This is a genomic window from Limnohabitans sp. 103DPR2, from assembly GCF_001412575.1.
GTDB lineage: Bacteria > Pseudomonadota > Gammaproteobacteria > Burkholderiales > Burkholderiaceae_C > Limnohabitans_A.
The window spans coordinates 2,183,803-2,199,771 of the sequence record NZ_CP011834.1 but is presented as its reverse complement, the minus strand read 5'-3'; the positions used below and the strand labels follow the sequence as shown (position 1 = coordinate 2,199,771).

Below are 15,969 nucleotides of genomic sequence, written 5' to 3'. Positions count from 1 at the left end.
AACATGTGTTCAGTAACCCCCTTTGCAACAGTGCGTTTGAAATTTAGGTTTAATTGCAAACTCCGATTTTCATCATTCCATCTTGATTCAATTGTCAAACCAAATCAAAAGCCCAATTGACATCGTTTACCTGTGGGTCAACGGCAAAGATGATGAATGGCGCGCAAAGCGTGAGAAACATGCGCGTGATCTGGCCGCTGTAGACACTGCCAGCGTTGCCATCTTTGGCAATGTTGAAGGCCGGTACCGCGACAATGATGAATTGCGCTTCAGTTTGCGCGCACTTGAAAAATTTTTCCCGCAGCACGGTCACATCTACATCGTGACGGATGGGCAAGTGCCCGATTGGTTTCAGGCTTCCAATCACATCACTTTGGTTGATCACCATCAACTCATTCCCCATTCCGCATTGCCCACCTTCGACTCTGGCAACATTGAGTCCTACATTCACCACATTCCAGGCCTGTCTGAGCGCTATTTCTATTTGAACGATGACGTGTTCTTCGGTGCGCCGGTTTGTTTGGACGATTGGTTCTACGAAGATGGCTTTTATGTTTCTTGGTCTGACGAGCCTGAAGTTGAAGGCAGCCAATTGCAGCTTGAATCAACTTCTCTGGAAAATGCCAGTCGCTTGTCCAAAGAGTGGCTTCAAAGTAAAGTTGATCAATCGTCATCGAACAAGGCGCCAATGGCCCGTTCGCCAGACTTTGATTACCAGCACACACCCAGAACGTTTTCGCACTCTCCAAGGCCCATGTTGAAGTCCGTGCTCTTGGAGATCGAGCGCGATGCGCCAGAATTATTTGAGCAAGTGCGATCAACCGTGTTTCGGACTTGGAACAAGCCCACCATCGTTTCAGACTTCGTGCTGCGTTGGGCTCTGGCGCATGGTTTTGCGAAAACCATCGACCACTCGCACCTCTACATTGCAACCGGCGACGTGTTGCAAACGCAGACCCTCCAACAACTTCAAAGCCTGTTTGGCCGACTTCATTTCTTTTGCATCAACGACACGACAGACGATGCGCACGACGGCGATCCGCGGTTGAAGGCAGTTCGTGAAACTTTGAATGCGCTCTTGCCCATGCCATCGCGTTGCGAACTTGAATTCAAGGATGGCGCCATGCACAGAATGCAAACCCAATTCAGCAACGAATAAGGCATTGGCACACATGACACTCGAACGACTTGATCCTGACCAAATTGAAGCGTGCATGAAAAACCTCCATCAATGGCAGCATGCTGTATCGGAATCCTGCATCACCAAGGAGTGGCGCTTTGCAAACTTCAAAACAGCCATTGCGATGTTGGTCAAGGTGAGTGAGTTGGCTGAACAACACAATCACCATCCAGAAATGGTATCGGCCTATACGACCGTTCGCATCAAGTTGTGGACGCACGATGTGCAGGGCCTGAGCACCAAAGACTTTGAACTTGCACAGGCCATTGACAATTTGGTTGCGCAGGTTTTTTAACAGATTCACAAAAGGGGAGTTTTTGAACATGGCTGTTTCACAATCGACATCTACGACCAAGGTCTCTCGCTCACAACTCACCGTGGAGTTGATGTGGCAACTCAAGCGCCTTGGCGCACCCAGCATCAGCCCTGATGGTGCGCAAGCTGTCTGTGCGGTGGCGCAACCCTCCGTCAAAGAAAACAACATTCAAAGCGCCATTTGGCTGTTGTCCACATTGGGTGGGAAGCCGCGTCAGTTGACCCAATGTGGCGACAAAGACGGGCGGCCGCAGTTTTCTCCGAATGGGGACTGGATCGCTTTTGTGGCCAAACGTGAACAGAACGGTCAAAAAGACCAAGAGCCTCAGCTTTACCTCATCCCACCCGACGGGGGTGAGGCGCGCCGTGCGGGTCATGTGCCCACCGGGGTCAATGACTTCAAGTGGTTTCCAGATGGCCAACGCATTGCCTTTGTGACCTGGGTCTGGCCCCACTTGAAAGGTTTTAAAGCGCAAGCCGACAAACTCAAAGAAGTGTCGGCGGTCAAAGACACTGCTTTCGCCACGGAAGATGCGGTTTACAGACATTGGGATCACAACCTGCCCATGAACCGCGTGCCGCATTTGTGTGTTTTGGACATTGCAACAGGCAGTGTGCACGACTTGTTGGAGGGCAGCGATTTTGAATTGCAGCGCCGCGACACAGGTGCGAATGATTTTGTCATTGCACCCAACGGCAAAAGCATTGCCTTCGTGCACGATCCAGACCGCGGTCAAAATCCAGCCCCTCGCATGGCCTTGGCGCAAATTGAATTGCGCGGCAACAAAGCGCAACGCATTCAAAGTGTGTTGAATGACCGCGCCTGGGATTTTTCTGCACCTGTTTACAGTGCAGATGGTTTGCAATTGGCCTTCTTGGCCTCGCACCAGAAAATCAGCAACACGCAACCCAATCGCTTGGCTTGCATGAGGTTGCCAACAAGTTCGGGTGCAAGCCAGCGTGCACTGGCTTGGAATATTCTCAGCGACAAGTGGGACCGTGAACCCCAAGCGCCGTTGATGTGGACCAACGACGGCAGCGCCTTGCTGTGCAAGGCAGAAGACCAAGGTCGTCAGCATGTTTGGCGATTCGATGTGGCCAGCCACAAGGTCAGTCGCGTGGTTGAAGGCGGCACGGTGCATGCCTTTGACATGGCGGCGGGTCGTTTGGTGTCTTTGTGCGACAGGGCCATTCATCCTGGACGCATTCATGTTCAAGGTGTTGATGAGGCAGGCCATGCGGCAGCACCAGTCTCGGCCAGGATGGAGTCTTTCAATGACGATCTCTTGAATGGCGTTGCCATGGGTGATACCGAAGAGCACTGGTTCAAGGGCGCCCAAGGTGACGATGTTCAGGTGTGGCTGCACTTTCCACCTGGCTTCAAGAAGGACAAAAAATACCCCTTGCTGCATACCATCCATGGCGGTCCTCACACCGGACCGGGCGATGTTTGGCATTGGCGCTGGAACTACCATGTGTTTGCAGCGCAAGGTTATGTGGTGGCCAACGTCAACTACCACGGCTCATCGGGTTTTGGTTTCAAGTTCTTGGATGCCATCACGCACAAGTGGGGGCAACTCGAGTTGCAAGACATGGAAGCGTGTACCGATTGGTTGCGCAAAAAACCTTGGATTGCCAAAGAGCGGGTCTTTGCCACAGGTGGCAGCTACGGCGGCTACATGGTGGCCTGGATGAATGCACATGTGAAGCCTGGCCGTTACCAAGCCTACGTGTGCCATGCAGGTTGTTTTGACTGGGTGGGCATGTTCTCAGACGATGCCTACGGTTGGCATCCGCAAGAGCTGGGCGCATCCTATTGGGACAACATGAAGAAGATTCATGCGCAAAGTCCCCATGCGTTTGCCGCCACCATGAAAACGCCCACCTTGGTGATCCATGGCGCCAAAGATTACCGCGTGCCCGACGCGCAAGGCTTGGCCTACTACAACACGCTCAAAGCCAAAGGTGTGGACGCAAGGCTGCTTTGGTACCCTGACGAAAACCACTGGATTTTGAAGCCCGCCAACAACGTGGTGTGGTACCACGAGTTCTTCAATTGGCTTCGTCGCTACGACCCTGCTTTTCAAAAGAAAAAGCAGGGCTAAGCTGCTCGAAGGGTGAGGCCTTAGTTGACCATCACCAATTTGCCCATCACACCGCGTGAGCCCATGTGCGCATAAGCGGCCTTCAGGTCGCTCATGGGCATGGTGCGGTCAATGGCGGGTTTGACTTTGCCTTGGGCATACCACTGTGCCAATTCGGCCATCATGGCGGCATTGGCTTGGGGTTCGCGGCGCGCAAAGTCGCCCCAGAACACACCCACAATGGAGGCACCTTTGAGCAAGGCCAAGTTGAAGGGCACGGCAGGGATGGGGCCGGCTGCAAAGCCCACCACCAAGTAACGACCGCGCCAAGCAATGGAGCGGAAAGCCGGCTCTGCAAAGTCACCCCCCACAGGGTCGTAAATGACATCGGGGCCTTTGCCTTCCGTGAGGGTTTTCAAAACCTCACGCATGTTTTGTGTGGTGTAGTTAATGGTTTCATCGGCGCCTAAGGATTTGCAAAGCGCACATTTTTCATCGGTTGAGGCAGCTGCAATGACGCGCGCACCTGCGGCCTTGGCAATTTGAATGGCCGCTGTTCCCACGCCGCCCGCAGCTCCCAAGACCAACACTGTTTCGCCCGCTTTGAGGGCGGCTCGGTCGATCAGGGCGTGGTGCGAGGTGGCGTAAATCATAATGAAGGCTGCGGCGTCGACAGCGGGAAAACCAGCAGGGAGGGGCATGCACAACTTGGCCGGAGCCAAGGTGTGGGTGCCAAAGCCACCGGTGCCCGACAAACAGGCCACGGATTGACCGACCTTGAGGTGGGTCACGCCTTCGCCAACGGCTTCAATCACACCGGCATATTCCGACCCTGGCACAAAGGGCAGGTCGGGTTTCATTTGGTACTTGTTTTGAACGATCAAGAGGTCTGGAAAGTTCAGACTGGCCGCTTCAATGCGGATCAGGACTTGACCGGCCTGCGGACTTGGCGTGGGCAACTCTTTCCAAGTTAAAGCCTCAACGCCGACGGGATTTTCACAAAGCCAAGCGTGCACAGAAATTCTCCTCAAAAACACACAATTCCTTGAATATAAAGGCCCAGGTCGTCATCGGGATGTCTCGGTAGCGACCTACAATTGAGGGCTAGGACACCCCCATGAAAATTCTCATTTCCAACGACGACGGATACCGTGCTGACGGCATTGTGGCGCTTTACCACGCCCTCAAACAAGTGGCCGATGTTGAAGTGGTGGCGCCCGAGCACAACAACAGCGCCAAGTCCAACGCTTTGACCTTGCATTCCCCGCTTTATGTTCGGCAAGGCGAAAACGGTTTTCGATATGTCAACGGAACGCCTGCAGACTGTGTGCACATTGCATTGACGGGTTTGTTGGGCTATCGCCCTGACTTGGTTGTCTCTGGCATCAACAACGGTGCCAACATGGGCGACGACACCCTTTACTCTGGCACCGTAGGCGCAGCCATGGAAGGGTACTTGTTTGGCATCCCTGCGCTGGCGTTTTCACAAACTGAAAAGGGTTGGGCTCACTTAGACCAAGCGGCCGAGTTTGCCAAAAACATGGTGGCGCAATTTGAAGAAGCGCAGTTGATTGGCAAGTCACCGTGGCTCTTGAATGTCAACATCCCTAACACTTCGGCCCATTTGAAAAATGCCAAGCTGTGCCGTTTGGGCCGACGGCATGCTGCCGAACCCGTCATTACACAGCTCAGTCCGCGCGGCGAAACCATGTACTGGATTGGCAATGCGGGTGAAGCCATGGACGATGGCGAGGGCACCGATTTCCATGCTGCTAAAAATGGTCACGTCACCATCACGCCTTTGAAGGTCGATTTAACGGACCATGAGAACGTCGGCATGTGGTCGCAAAACTTGTCCAAGTTAAAGGTCTGGGGTGCTTGATGGCGCAACGACCTGGGTTTCCGCTTAAGTTAGAGAAGGCCTCGCCTGCGCCTCGCTCGCTGAAAACCAATGCGCCAGTGAAAACGGCACTTCAATCTGACATCAAGCCTGCGCCCATGCTGTCTCAAAACTTGGGCATGGACTCTAGCGCTGTGCGACAGCGCATGGTGCAAAAGTTGGCAGCGCAAGGACTGCAGGACCCCATGGTTTTGCAAGCCATGGGCACGGTTGAGCGTCATCGGTTTGTCGAAAGTGCCTTGGTCGCGCAAGCCTACGAAGACACGAGCTTGCCCATCGGTTTGGGGCAAACCATTTCCAAACCCAATGTGGTGGCTCGCATGATCGAGCTGTTGCGCGAAGGCGCCGATGGCAAGTTGGGTCGCGTGCTGGAAATTGGCACGGGTTGTGGTTATCAAGCGGCAGTCTTAAGTCATGTGGCCACCGAGGTCTATAGCATTGAGCGATTAAAAGGTTTGCACGAAAAAGCGCGTGCCAATTTAAGGCACTTTCGTTTGGCCAATGTGCACCTGTTGTTTGGCGACGGCATGCTGGGGTATCCCAAAGGTGCGCCCTATGCTGCGATCATTTCTGCAGCGGGAGGCGAGTCTGTGCCTCAAGCTTGGCTCGATCAATTGGCCGTTGGTGGCCGTTTGGTTGCGCCGACTGTGACTGCCAGTGGTCAGCAAGCTTTGATGGTGATCGACAAGACCCCCCAGGGCTTCAAGCAAAACGTGCTCGAAGCCGTTCACTTTGTCCCTCTAAAATCGGGTGTCTCCTGAAGGATTTGGCATGAAATTGATAGGTGTCCGTCACGTTTTGACGGTAGTTTGTTTTTCAGCATTGGCTACGTTGGTGGGCTGTAGTTCAAAGCCGCGTGGCCCTATTCCTGTAGAAGACCGTGTGGCTGGCCAAAGCAGTTCGCGCACTGCCAAAGCCCCTGCGCCTCAAGCCAATCCAAGCACGGGTGCTGTCAGCACGCCTATTTCGATGGGGGCATCCTTGCCCGGTTCTGAGAATGCAGGCAAGCCAGGCTACTACAGCGTTCGACCAGGTGACACCCTGACCAAAATTGCCCTGGACCATGGACAAGCTTGGCGCGACATTGCCAAATGGAATGGCCTAGACAACCCCAACGTGATTGAAGTTGACCAGGTCCTTCGTGTGGCACCTTTGCCTGTAGAGACCAAAGTGGCTGCTGCCCCAAAGCCTGCTGCCGCACCTCCCCAACAAAGCCCCCAGCCTGCACCCCAAGCGCCTTCAACATCCAACAATGCCGAGGATGGTTTGACTTTTGCATGGCCGCATTCGGGTCAAATCTTGGCTGGCTTTGATGAAGCCAAAAACAAGGGTCTAGACTTTGCAGGCAAGGCGGGCGACCCCGTGCTGGCAGCTGCCGACGGTAAGGTGGTGTATGCGGGTTCGGGCCTCAGAGGTTATGGCAACTTGGTGATCTTGAAGCACAACAACACCTACCTCACAGCCTACGCGCACAACCAAAGTTTGCTGGTTAAAGAAGATCAAGCCGTGGTCAAAGGTCAACGCATTGCAGAGATGGGAAGTTCGGATGCCGATCGTGTGAAGTTGCATTTTGAAATTCGCAAGCAAGGCAAACCTGTCGACCCTTCTAAATTTTTGCCTTCACGTCCATGAGCAAACAAAGCGATTCTTCGAGAGAAGAACAAACACAAGAGATCGTCTTTGGCCGCACTGATTTGCCTGAAGGTTGGTTGCACATTGATGCGCTCGACATGGAGGCCCAAGGCATTGCCAGGCGCCCTGATGGTAAAGTTGTTTTTGTAGAAGGCGCACTGCCGTTTGAGCAAGTGTCTGTCAATGTTCATCGCAAGAAAAACAATTGGGAGGCGGGTGTTGTCACTGCCGTTCATCATGAATCTTCACAACGTGTGAAGCCTGGCTGTCCGCATTTTGGATTGCATGCGGGTGCATGCGGTGGTTGCAAAATGCAGCACCTGGAAGCCAGTGCGCAAGTGGCGGTCAAGCAACGTGTCCTCGAAGACAACTTGTGGCACTTGGGCAAAGTCAAACCTGAAAATTTGCTGCGTCCTATGGAAGGGCCCAGCTGGGGTTACCGATACCGTGCCCGCATGTCGGTCCGATACGTTCACAAAAAAGGCGAAGTTTTGATCGGCTTTCACGAGCGCAAGAGTCGCTATGTGGCCGATATCAAAACCTGCCGCGTTTTACCGCCCAACATCAGCGCCATGCTGATGGCTTTGCGAGAACTTATTTTTGGCATGGATGCGCGTGAAACTGTGCCCCAAATTGAATTGGCCCAAGGCGACACGGTCACTGCCTTGGTGCTGCGACATCTCGAGCCACTCACACAGGCCGATCAAGAACGCTTGCGTGCGTTCGCAAAACAACATGACGTTCAATGGTGGTTGCAAATCAAAGGCCCGGACACCGTGAAGTTGATGGACGAGGGTGGTCCTGAATTGTCATACGACCTGCCCGATTTTGGCGTTCACATGCCTTTCAAGCCCACCGATTTCACGCAGGTCAATCCTCACATCAACCGAGTCTTGGTGACACGCGCTTTGCGTTTACTCAAGCCTGAAGCTCAGGAACGCGTGATCGATTGGTTTTGTGGCTTGGGTAATTTCACATTGCCGATTGCCACCACGGCCAAAGAAGTGGTGGGCATCGAAGGATCAGAAACCTTGGTGGCGCGCTCACGCGACAATTTTGCGCGCAATCAAGGCATGCGAGGTGCGGGCAAGCCGTTGGCACCAACCCAATTCATTGCGCGCAATTTGTTTGAAATGACGCCCGAGATGCTGATGGCCGATGGCATTGCTGACAAGTGGCTGATCGATCCGCCCCGAGAGGGTGCTTTTGCTTTGGCCAAGTCTTTGGCTGAGTTGCACGAAAACACCGAATTGCGCGGTCAATGGCAATTTCCAAAACGCATTGTGTATGTCAGCTGCAACCCCGCCACCTTGGCCCGTGATGCGGGCCTGTTGGTCCACAGAGCTGGCTACCGTTGCCTCAGTGCCGGCGTGATCAACATGTTTGCACACACCGCCCACGTGGAAAGCATGGCGGTATTTGAGCGAATTGATTGAAAAAAAGCATCTGAGCCTTTGACAACTCAGATGCTTTGACAGTGACCAAGCCCAAAGGCTTGGCGCTATGTGCCCTTAGTCGCTCTTAGTCGCGCTCGCCGCCCATGATGCCCAACAAGGCCAGCAGGCTTTGGAACACGTTGAACAAGTCCATGTAAAGCATGAGGGTGGCGCTGATGTAATTGGTTTCACCACCATCCAAAATTTGCTTCAGGTCGTACAACATGTAGGCGCTGAAAATACCGATGGCAGCCACCGACAAGGCCATCATGCCAGCTGTAGAGCCTACAAAGATGTTGACGATGCCACCGACCATCAAGACCAAGGCGCCGACAAACAACCACTTGCCCATGCCAGACAAGTCGCGCTTGATGACGCTGGCCAAAGTAGCCATCACAGCAAACACGCCTGCAGTGCCCGCAAAGGCCGTCATGATGAGGTCTGCGCCGTTTTTAAAGCCCAGCACCATGGCAATCATGCGAGAAAGCATGAGGCCCATGAAGAACGTAAAGCCCAGCAAGACAAACACGCCTGTGGAGGAGTCTTTGGTCTTCTCGATGGCAAACATAAAGCCAATGGCACCGCCCAAGAAGACGACCAAACCTAGGCCACCACCCAAAGACTGCGTGATGCCTGTGGCCACGCCAAGCCAAGCGCCCAAGACGGTTGGCAAGAGGCTCAGTGCCAACAACCAATAGGTGTTGCGCATGACCTTGTTGCGCTCTGCTGGCGTGCTGACTACGTCGCCCCAGCTGGGTTGTTCAATGTTTTGAAGATCGCTCATGTGTGAACTCCTAATAATCCACCCTGTATCGGGTATGCAAATTGTAGGGCTTGTAACCCAAAATGCCCTATTTGCCGAAGTATTCAGGGTCTTTTGTGTAGTGACCTGAGTGAATGCAATGAGATCCCTTGCCTGAGGTATCCTTGCGGATCATTTTTTCACCTCCACAGAACCATGAAAACTCAATCCAGCCTCGAACTGTCAGACATCCAAGCCATTGCAGCCGCTGCCCAAGCGGAAGCCCAAAAGAACAATTGGGCTGTGAGCATTGCCATTGTGGATGCGGGTGGCCATTTGTTCCATTTCCAACGTTTGGATGGCGCGCCGCCCATTTCCGCACACATTGCACCTGCCAAAGCCAAAACAGCAGCCTTGGGTCGCCGTGAAAGCAAAATTTACGAAGATGTGATCAATGGCGGTCGCGTGTCCTTTTTGTCAGCACCTGAAGTTGAAGGTTTGCTGGAAGGTGGCGTGCCGATCATGAAAGATGGCTTCTGCTTGGGTGCTGTGGGCGTCAGCGGCGTGAAGTCCAACGAAGATGCGCAAATTGCCAAAGCCGGCATTGCGGCCATCGGCCTTTGAAGATTACTTCAAGCTGAGAATCCAAGAGGCCAAAGTTTTGGCCTCTTTTTCATTGACTTGCGGATTGCTGGGCATGGGCACAGGCCCCCAAACACCGGCGCCACCTTGTTGAATTTTGAGCGCCAGTTTGTCAGACGCATTGGGGTCGGCTGCATATTTTTTAGCAACGTCTTTGTAAGACGGTCCGACCATTTTCCGTTCTAAAGCATGGCAACCCATGCAGTTCTTTTTGCTCGCCAAAGCTTGGTCTGCCCAAACGGGCAAGCACACTGTGCAGGCGAGGGCTGACGCTGTCAAACCCCACCGCACACTTTGAAAGCAAGACCTTGCAAAGTTCGCCATGTGCCGATCAATACAAATCAAGCACAGCGCCTTTGCTGGCGCTTGAAGCATTGAACGCAAACTTGGCTTGCACACCCCGTGTGTAACGCGGTGCGGGCGCAGTCCAGTTGGCACGGCGCTTGGCAATTTCTGCCTCAGGCACGTTCAATTCCAAAATCAGTTTGTGGGCGTCGATGGTGATGGAGTCGCCTTCGTTGACAAACGCAATGGTGCCGCCAGCTGCGGCTTCAGGGGCCACGTGACCTACCACCATGCCCCAGGTGCCGCCAGAGAAGCGGCCATCGGTAATCAGGCCCACGCTTTCGCCCAAACCGGCACCAATGAGCGCGCCTGTGGGGGCCAACATTTCGGGCATGCCGGGGCCGCCTTTGGGGCCAAGGTAACGCAAGACCATCACGTCACCAGCTTTGATCTTGCCGTCCAAAATGGCTTGCAATGCAGACTGCTCATCGTTGAACACGCGGGCAGGGCCTGTGATGACAGGGTTCTTTAAGCCGGTAATTTTGGCCACAGCACCTTCTGGTGATAAGTTGCCTTTCAGAATGGCCAAGTGGCCTTCTGCGTACATGGGCTTGTCGATGGGGCGAATGACATCTTGGTCGGCGCGAGGTGCGTCTGGAATGTCTTGCAAGTTTTCGGCCACTGTTTTGCCGGTGATGGTGATGCAATCGCCATGCAATAAACCTGCCTTCAGCAAGACCTTCATGACTTGCGGAATACCGCCGGCGCGGTGCAAGTCAACGGCCAAATATTGACCGCTTGGCTTCAAGTCGCAAATGACGGGAATCTTTTTACGCATGCGCTCAAAGTCGTCAATGGTCCACTCCACTCCGGCGGTGTGAGCGATGGCCAAGAAGTGCAACACCGCGTTGGTCGAACCACCAGTGGCCATGATCACTGCCACTGCATTTTCAATCGATTTTTTGGTGACGATATCGCGGGGCTTCAAGTCATTCTTGATGGCTTCAATCAGAACCTTGGCTGATGCTTTGGCCGAGTTTTTGGTCTCGTCATGGGGGTTGGCCATGGTGGAGGAGAATGGCAGTGACATGCCCAGTGCTTCAAACGCAGAAGACATGGTGTTGGCCGTGTACATGCCACCGCATGAGCCGGTGCCAGGAATGGCGCGCTTTTCGATTTCTTTCAAATCGAAGTCGCTCAAATTGCCCGCAGCGTTTTGACCCACAGCTTCAAACACGCTCACGATGTTGAGGTCTTTGTTTTGATAGCGGCCTGGCAGAATGGTGCCGCCATACACATAGATAGCTGGCACATTGGCGCGCAAGATGCCCATCATGCCGCCGGGCATGTTTTTGTCACAGCCACCCACCACCAAGACGCCGTCCATCCATTGGCCTTGCACGCAGGTTTCGATGCAGTCGGAAATCACTTCGCGGCTAACCAAGGAATACTTCATGCCTTCGGTGCCCATGGCCATACCATCAGAAATGGTGGGCGTACCAAAAATCTGAGCGTTGCCACCGGCTTCTTCAATGCCTGCCACTGCAGCGTCTGCCAGTTTTTGTAAACCGCTGTTGCAAGGGGTGATTGTGCTGTGACCGTTGGCCACGCCCACCATAGGTTTCACAAAATCACCTTCTTCGTAGCCCATGGCGTAGTACATCGAGCGATTGGGCGCCCGTGATTTGCCTTGCGTGATGTTGGCACTGCGGCGATTGATGGCGCCAGCGGGTTGGATGGGGATGATTTTTTCGCTCATGTTAGGTGTCTGATTGGGTCAAGAATTTAAGCCTAGGGTGGTCATTCTAAGGGAGAGTCAGGAAGAACCCCTAGAACTTAGGGCATATAAGGGTGCATCGGGGTCCATGAACAGGGCACAATCTCCCCCCATGTTGATTCACCCCCAAATTAACCCTGTGGCGCTGCAAGTGGGGCCCATTGCTGTTCACTGGTATGGCCTGACCTACCTTGCCGCATTTGGCTTGTTTTTCCTTTTGGCCAGCAAACGTCTTCAGCACGAGCCCTATTCGCGCTTACCCCAATGGACCCTGAGGGATGTGGAAGACATCTTGTTTGCGGGTGTTTTGGGCGTGGTGTTGGGTGGCCGCATTGGTTATTGCTTGTTTTATCAACCCGCCTACTATTTCTCGCACCCCCTCGAAGTGGCCTATGTTTGGCAAGGCGGTATGAGTTTTCATGGAGGCTTGTTGGGTGTGATGGCGTCCATGGTGTGGTTTGCCAAAACACGACAACGCCCTTTTTTCCAGGTGATGGACTTTGTGGCGCCCTGTGTTCCAACGGGTTTGGCAGCCGGACGCATCGGTAACTTCATCAATGGTGAGTTATGGGGGCGCCAAGCGGATGCCGACTTGCCTTGGGGCATGGTTTTTAGAGGGGCAGGAGACTTTCCCAGGCATCCTTCGCAAATTTACCAATTCTTGCTAGAAGGCCTGCTCCTGTTTGTGGTGATGTGGCTCTTTGCGCGCAAAGACAGGCCCATGGGTCAAGTATCGGCTGTGTTTTTGATGGGCTATGGCAGCCTTCGCTTCATTGCCGAGTTTTTCAGAGAGCCCGATGCGCACCTCGGCTTGTTGTCGATGGGGCTCAGCATGGGGCAGTGGTTGTGTGTGCCCATGATGTTGCTGGGTGTGATTTTGTACGTTGCGGTGAACAAGCCAAAGAATGCTTGACACTTATCGGTGGGTCGGTTTCATTTGATCAAAGGAGACAAACATGCAGTTTTCAAAAGACGGTATTCAAAGACGCTCGCTGTTGCAGTGGGCCGCGGCCACATCCGCAGCACCGCTGATGCCCGCATTGGCCCAATCTGCTTGGCCAACCAAACCGGTCAACATGATCGTGCCTTTCCCTGCAGGCGGCGGCACGGATGCATTTGCCAGGCCCTTGTCGGCCATTTTTTCAAAGCAAACCGGCAAGCAACTGATCATTGACAACCGAGGTGGTGCGGGCGGTACCTTGGGTGCAGGCATTGCAGCCAAGGCAGCCCCTGATGGCTACAACTACTTCATGGGTGCGGTTCACCATACCATCGCGCCTAGCATGTACCCCAAGCTTGATTACGACCTTGAACGTGATTTAGTGCCTTTGATTTTTGTGGCAGCCGTGCCGCAGGTTTTGGTGGTCAACCCTAAAAAAGTCGCCGCCAACAACATGAAAGAGTTTCTGGATTTCGTGAAGAAAAATCCAGGTCGACTCAATTATGGTTCTGCTGGTGGCGGTACCTCGCATCATTTGGCGGGGGAGCTGTTCAAGCTGCAAACGCAAACCTTCATCACCCACATTCCATACCGCGGTGCAGGCCCAGCTTTGCAAGATTTGATTTCTGGCAATGTCGACATGATGTTTGATGGTTTGGGTTCTTCGGCAGCTCACATCAAGGGTGGCAGAATCAAGGCGCTGATGGTCTCTGGTACCAAGCGCAATCCTGCATTTCCAGATGTACCCTGTTCATCTGAAGTCGGCTTGCCTGATTACACGGTGAGTACTTGGTACGGAATCTGGGCGCCCAAAGGGACGCCCTCAGAGGCGCAAGGGCGCATGATCGAAGAAGTGCGCAAAGCTTGTCAAAGTGATGATGCCAGGGCTGTTTGGGCAGCACAAGGCGCAGATTTCCCCAATTTGACGGGTGCACAATTTGACGCGTTCATCAAATCTGAATTACGTAAATGGAGCCAAGTGGTGAAAGCCTCTGGCGCAAAACTGGATTAAAAATGGCTCAAGAGAATTTGTTTGCGGCCCTGCGTGCGGCATTTCCATCCAACCTAGATGCCATCGCAGTTGAAACAGACCATGGCTTGAATTACAGCTGGCGCGACCTGGACCGTGCCAGTGCCATGATGGCCAATCTGTTGGAGGGCTTGAAGTTGCCCAAAGGCAGTCGCATTGCGGTACAGGTTGAGAAGTCAGTGGAAGCTATGATGCTGTACCTGGCCACACTGCGGGCAGGGTATGTCTTTTTACCATTGAACACAGCCTATCAAAGCGCTGAGATTGAATACTTCATTGGCAATGCCGAACCTGCTGTGGTGGTTTGCACCAGCGCCAATTTTGGATGGGTCAGCAAGATTGCTTTCAAGGCTGGCACGCAACACGTCTTCACCCTGAACGACGATCGCACGGGCAGCCTGCTTGAGCGCGCCGTTCACCAAAAAGACCAGCACAAGATTGCCGTCAAAGATGCTGATGATTTGGCCGCCATTTTGTACACCAGTGGCACCACGGGCCGCAGCAAAGGCGCCATGCTGACGCACGGCAACATGTTGAGCAACGCCCAAACACTCAAGACCTATTGGGGTTGGAAAAAGGGCGATGTGCTCATCCATGCATTGCCTATTTTTCATGTGCATGGCTTGTTTGTGGCCATTCATGGCGCGCTCATCAACGGCAGCAAAATGATTTGGATGGCCAAGTTTGACCCCAAATTTGTCATTGCCAAAATGCCCGAAGCCACTGTCTTCATGGGTGTGCCTACTTTGTATGTGCGCCTCTTGGCTGAGCCTGGTTTGACAAAGCAAGCTGCACGCAACATGCGCTTGTTCATTGCAGGCTCTGCACCTTTGTTGATTGAAACTTTCACTGAGTGGCAACAACGCACAGGGCACACCATTTTGGAGCGTTACGGCATGAGCGAAACCGTCATGCTCACCTCCAATCCTTATGCAGCAGACAAACGCCATGGCGGCCAAAGCGAGCGACGCGGCGGTACCGTAGGTTTCCCATTGCCTGGCGTGAAGTTACGGGTGCAAGGCGACGATGGCAAGGCTTTGCCTGTGGGTGAGATTGGCAACATTCAGGTCAAAGGCCCGAACGTGTTTCAAGCCTACTGGCGCATGCCCGAGAAAACCAAAGAAGAATTCACTTCAGATGGTTATTTCAAAACAGGTGATGTGGGCAAAATCGACGAGCGTGGCTATGTGACCATTGTGGGGCGCAGCAAAGACTTGATCATCAGTGGAGGCTACAACGTTTACCCGGCCGAGATTGAAGGCTACATCAATGAAATGCCAGGCGTGGCTGAAAGCGCCTTGGTGGGTGTGCCCCATCCAGACTTTGGCGAAGTGGGTGTGGCCATTGTGATTGCCAAGGCAGGTGCGCAATTGAATGCAGATCACATCATTGCCACTTTGAAATCGCAATTGGCCAATTTCAAGATCCCCAAAAAGTGTTTCGTGGTGCCGGAGCTGCCACGAAACACCATGGGCAAAGTGCAGAAAAATTTATTGCGCGATCAGCACAAAAATTTATTCTCAGCGTAAGACCAAGACTGGCACATGGCAGTGTGTCAGCACTTGTTGCGTCTCACTGCCCAGCAGCAAACGCTTGATGCCTTTGCGGCCATGTGAGGCCATCACCACCAAATCAGCTTTGTGTTTTTTGGCGGCTGCAATGATGGCGTCGGAGACGATGTCGGAGCGGCTGACCACGCCCTTGGCTTTGACGCCTTTGGCAGATGCCGCTTTTTGAACAGCATCGACTGCTGCTTGCGCCTCGTCTGTCCATTGGGCCTCAATGCGGGCCACATCTTTGGCATTCAGGGGGATGCTGCCTTCAAAGTAGGCCTGGGGATACCGGGGCACCACCTTCAGGGCAATCAGTTCTGCGCCGCAGGTGGCAGCCAAGCCAATGGCGTCGGCGACTGCTTTTTTGGACAAGGTTGAGCCATCGGTGGCAACAAGAATACGTGCATACATGTTGTGCTCCTTTTAAAGTGATGACCAAAGTCTAAAACTCTC

Annotated in this window: 16 protein-coding genes; 11 read left to right on the top strand and 5 right to left on the bottom strand. The window is 53.5% G+C overall.

Annotated features, from left to right (window positions below; translation table 11 throughout):
* The first annotated feature begins 82 nt into the window (after window positions 1-82).
* The 3 genes from L103DPR2_RS10580 to L103DPR2_RS10570 are packed head-to-tail and all read left to right on the top strand — an operon-like array spanning window position 83 to window position 3,600.
* On the top strand, window positions 83-1,159 hold the full coding sequence (locus L103DPR2_RS10580) for a Stealth CR1 domain-containing protein (protein ID WP_055361058.1): 1,077 nt from the start codon (window positions 83-85) through the stop codon (window positions 1,157-1,159).
* Complete coding sequence (locus L103DPR2_RS14400; protein WP_082466792.1) at window positions 1,071-1,475, top strand: 4a-hydroxytetrahydrobiopterin dehydratase; 405 nt, start codon at window positions 1,071-1,073, stop codon at window positions 1,473-1,475. The genes L103DPR2_RS10580 and L103DPR2_RS14400 overlap by 89 nt, the downstream gene beginning before the upstream one ends.
* Before the next feature lie 28 nt (window positions 1,476-1,503).
* Window positions 1,504-3,600, top strand: a complete 2,097-nt coding sequence (locus L103DPR2_RS10570) for a S9 family peptidase (protein ID WP_055361056.1) — start codon at window positions 1,504-1,506, stop codon at window positions 3,598-3,600.
* Between the two features lie 20 nt (window positions 3,601-3,620).
* On the opposite strand, the gene L103DPR2_RS10565 is transcribed toward L103DPR2_RS10570, so the two are convergent.
* Complete coding sequence (locus L103DPR2_RS10565; protein ID WP_055361055.1) at window positions 3,621-4,595, bottom strand: NADPH:quinone oxidoreductase family protein; 975 nt, start codon at window positions 4,593-4,595, stop codon at window positions 3,621-3,623.
* A gap of 101 nt (window positions 4,596-4,696) precedes the next feature.
* Here L103DPR2_RS10565 and surE point away from each other — a divergent pair, with 101 nt between their 5' ends.
* The 4 genes from surE to rlmD all read left to right on the top strand — a co-directional run bounded on the left by surE (window position 4,697) and on the right by rlmD (window position 8,547).
* Complete coding sequence (gene surE / locus L103DPR2_RS10560; protein ID WP_055361054.1) at window positions 4,697-5,461, top strand: 5'/3'-nucleotidase SurE; 765 nt, start codon at window positions 4,697-4,699, stop codon at window positions 5,459-5,461.
* Between the two features lie 116 nt (window positions 5,462-5,577).
* A complete protein-coding gene (locus L103DPR2_RS10555) occupies window positions 5,578-6,240 on the top strand; it encodes a protein-L-isoaspartate(D-aspartate) O-methyltransferase (protein WP_231717728.1) in 663 nt (220 codons plus the stop codon).
* Between the two features lie 10 nt (window positions 6,241-6,250).
* Entirely contained in the window at window positions 6,251-7,111 is an 861-nt protein-coding gene (locus tag L103DPR2_RS10550; protein WP_082466791.1) for a peptidoglycan DD-metalloendopeptidase family protein, read from the top strand.
* The gene (rlmD, locus tag L103DPR2_RS10545) at window positions 7,108-8,547 is read left to right on the top strand and encodes a 23S rRNA (uracil(1939)-C(5))-methyltransferase RlmD (protein WP_082466790.1); all 1,440 of its coding nucleotides are present in this window, start codon (window positions 7,108-7,110) and stop codon (window positions 8,545-8,547) included. The genes L103DPR2_RS10550 and rlmD overlap by 4 nt, the downstream gene beginning before the upstream one ends.
* Window positions 8,548-8,632: 85 nt before the next feature.
* Here rlmD and L103DPR2_RS10540 read toward each other — a convergent pair whose 3' ends face one another.
* Window positions 8,633-9,331, bottom strand: coding sequence for a Bax inhibitor-1/YccA family protein (locus tag L103DPR2_RS10540; RefSeq protein WP_055361052.1), 699 nt, complete (start codon window positions 9,329-9,331; stop codon window positions 8,633-8,635).
* Window positions 9,332-9,505: 174 nt separating this feature from the next.
* On the opposite strand from L103DPR2_RS10540, the gene L103DPR2_RS10535 reads away from it, so the two are divergent.
* Window positions 9,506-9,913 carry a GlcG/HbpS family heme-binding protein gene (locus L103DPR2_RS10535; protein ID WP_055361051.1) on the top strand — a complete coding sequence of 136 codons (408 nt, stop codon included), beginning with the start codon at window positions 9,506-9,508 and terminating at the stop codon, window positions 9,911-9,913.
* Window positions 9,914-9,916: 3 nt separating this feature from the next.
* Here L103DPR2_RS10535 and L103DPR2_RS10530 read toward each other — a convergent pair whose 3' ends face one another.
* Both L103DPR2_RS10530 and ilvD read right to left on the bottom strand, forming a co-directional pair.
* Window positions 9,917-10,255, bottom strand: coding sequence for a c-type cytochrome (locus tag L103DPR2_RS10530; RefSeq protein WP_055361050.1), 339 nt, complete (start codon window positions 10,253-10,255; stop codon window positions 9,917-9,919).
* 7 nt (window positions 10,256-10,262) lie between these two features.
* Window positions 10,263-11,975: a dihydroxy-acid dehydratase gene (gene ilvD / locus L103DPR2_RS10525; protein WP_055361049.1), complete on the bottom strand. Its 1,713-nt coding sequence runs from the start codon at window positions 11,973-11,975 to the stop codon at window positions 10,263-10,265.
* Between the two features lie 130 nt (window positions 11,976-12,105).
* Between ilvD and lgt the strand changes: the two genes are divergently transcribed.
* Genes lgt through L103DPR2_RS10510 form a run of 3 tightly spaced genes read left to right on the top strand, consistent with a single transcriptional unit; the run spans window position 12,106 to window position 15,492 of the window.
* Window positions 12,106-12,906: a prolipoprotein diacylglyceryl transferase gene (lgt, locus tag L103DPR2_RS10520; RefSeq protein ID WP_055361048.1), complete on the top strand. Its 801-nt coding sequence runs from the start codon at window positions 12,106-12,108 to the stop codon at window positions 12,904-12,906.
* A 43-nt stretch (window positions 12,907-12,949) separates the two neighbouring features.
* Window positions 12,950-13,945: a Bug family tripartite tricarboxylate transporter substrate binding protein gene (locus tag L103DPR2_RS10515; protein ID WP_055361047.1), complete on the top strand. Its 996-nt coding sequence runs from the start codon at window positions 12,950-12,952 to the stop codon at window positions 13,943-13,945.
* A 2-nt stretch (window positions 13,946-13,947) separates the two neighbouring features.
* Entirely contained in the window at window positions 13,948-15,492 is a 1,545-nt protein-coding gene (locus tag L103DPR2_RS10510; RefSeq protein WP_055361985.1) for a malonate--CoA ligase, read from the top strand.
* Here the strand turns inward: L103DPR2_RS10510 and L103DPR2_RS10505 are convergent.
* Window positions 15,484-15,927 carry a universal stress protein gene (locus L103DPR2_RS10505; RefSeq protein WP_055361046.1) on the bottom strand — a complete coding sequence of 148 codons (444 nt, stop codon included), beginning with the start codon at window positions 15,925-15,927 and terminating at the stop codon, window positions 15,484-15,486. The two genes, L103DPR2_RS10510 and L103DPR2_RS10505, sit on opposite strands and share 9 nt — an antisense overlap.
* Window positions 15,928-15,969 lie beyond the last annotated feature (42 nt).

Coding starts and splice junctions, on each gene's coding strand:
- L103DPR2_RS10505 (WP_055361046.1), bottom strand. CDS start 15,927: ATGTATGCACGTATTCTTGTTGCCACCGATGGCTCAACCTTGTCCAAA.
- L103DPR2_RS10515 (WP_055361047.1), top strand. CDS start 12,950: ATGCAGTTTTCAAAAGACGGTATTCAAAGACGCTCGCTGTTGCAGTGG.
- L103DPR2_RS10510 (WP_055361985.1), top strand. CDS start 13,948: ATGGCTCAAGAGAATTTGTTTGCGGCCCTGCGTGCGGCATTTCCATCC.
- rlmD (WP_082466790.1), top strand. CDS start 7,108: ATGAGCAAACAAAGCGATTCTTCGAGAGAAGAACAAACACAAGAGATC.
- L103DPR2_RS10550 (WP_082466791.1), top strand. CDS start 6,251: ATGAAATTGATAGGTGTCCGTCACGTTTTGACGGTAGTTTGTTTTTCA.
- L103DPR2_RS10570 (WP_055361056.1), top strand. CDS start 1,504: ATGGCTGTTTCACAATCGACATCTACGACCAAGGTCTCTCGCTCACAA.
- L103DPR2_RS10555 (WP_231717728.1), top strand. CDS start 5,578: ATGCTGTCTCAAAACTTGGGCATGGACTCTAGCGCTGTGCGACAGCGC.
- L103DPR2_RS10540 (WP_055361052.1), bottom strand. CDS start 9,331: ATGAGCGATCTTCAAAACATTGAACAACCCAGCTGGGGCGACGTAGTC.
- ilvD (WP_055361049.1), bottom strand. CDS start 11,975: ATGAGCGAAAAAATCATCCCCATCCAACCCGCTGGCGCCATCAATCGC.
- L103DPR2_RS10530 (WP_055361050.1), bottom strand. CDS start 10,255: ATGGCGAACTTTGCAAGGTCTTGCTTTCAAAGTGTGCGGTGGGGTTTG.
- L103DPR2_RS10535 (WP_055361051.1), top strand. CDS start 9,506: ATGAAAACTCAATCCAGCCTCGAACTGTCAGACATCCAAGCCATTGCA.
- surE (WP_055361054.1), top strand. CDS start 4,697: ATGAAAATTCTCATTTCCAACGACGACGGATACCGTGCTGACGGCATT.
- lgt (WP_055361048.1), top strand. CDS start 12,106: ATGTTGATTCACCCCCAAATTAACCCTGTGGCGCTGCAAGTGGGGCCC.
- L103DPR2_RS14400 (WP_082466792.1), top strand. CDS start 1,071: ATGCGCTCTTGCCCATGCCATCGCGTTGCGAACTTGAATTCAAGGATG.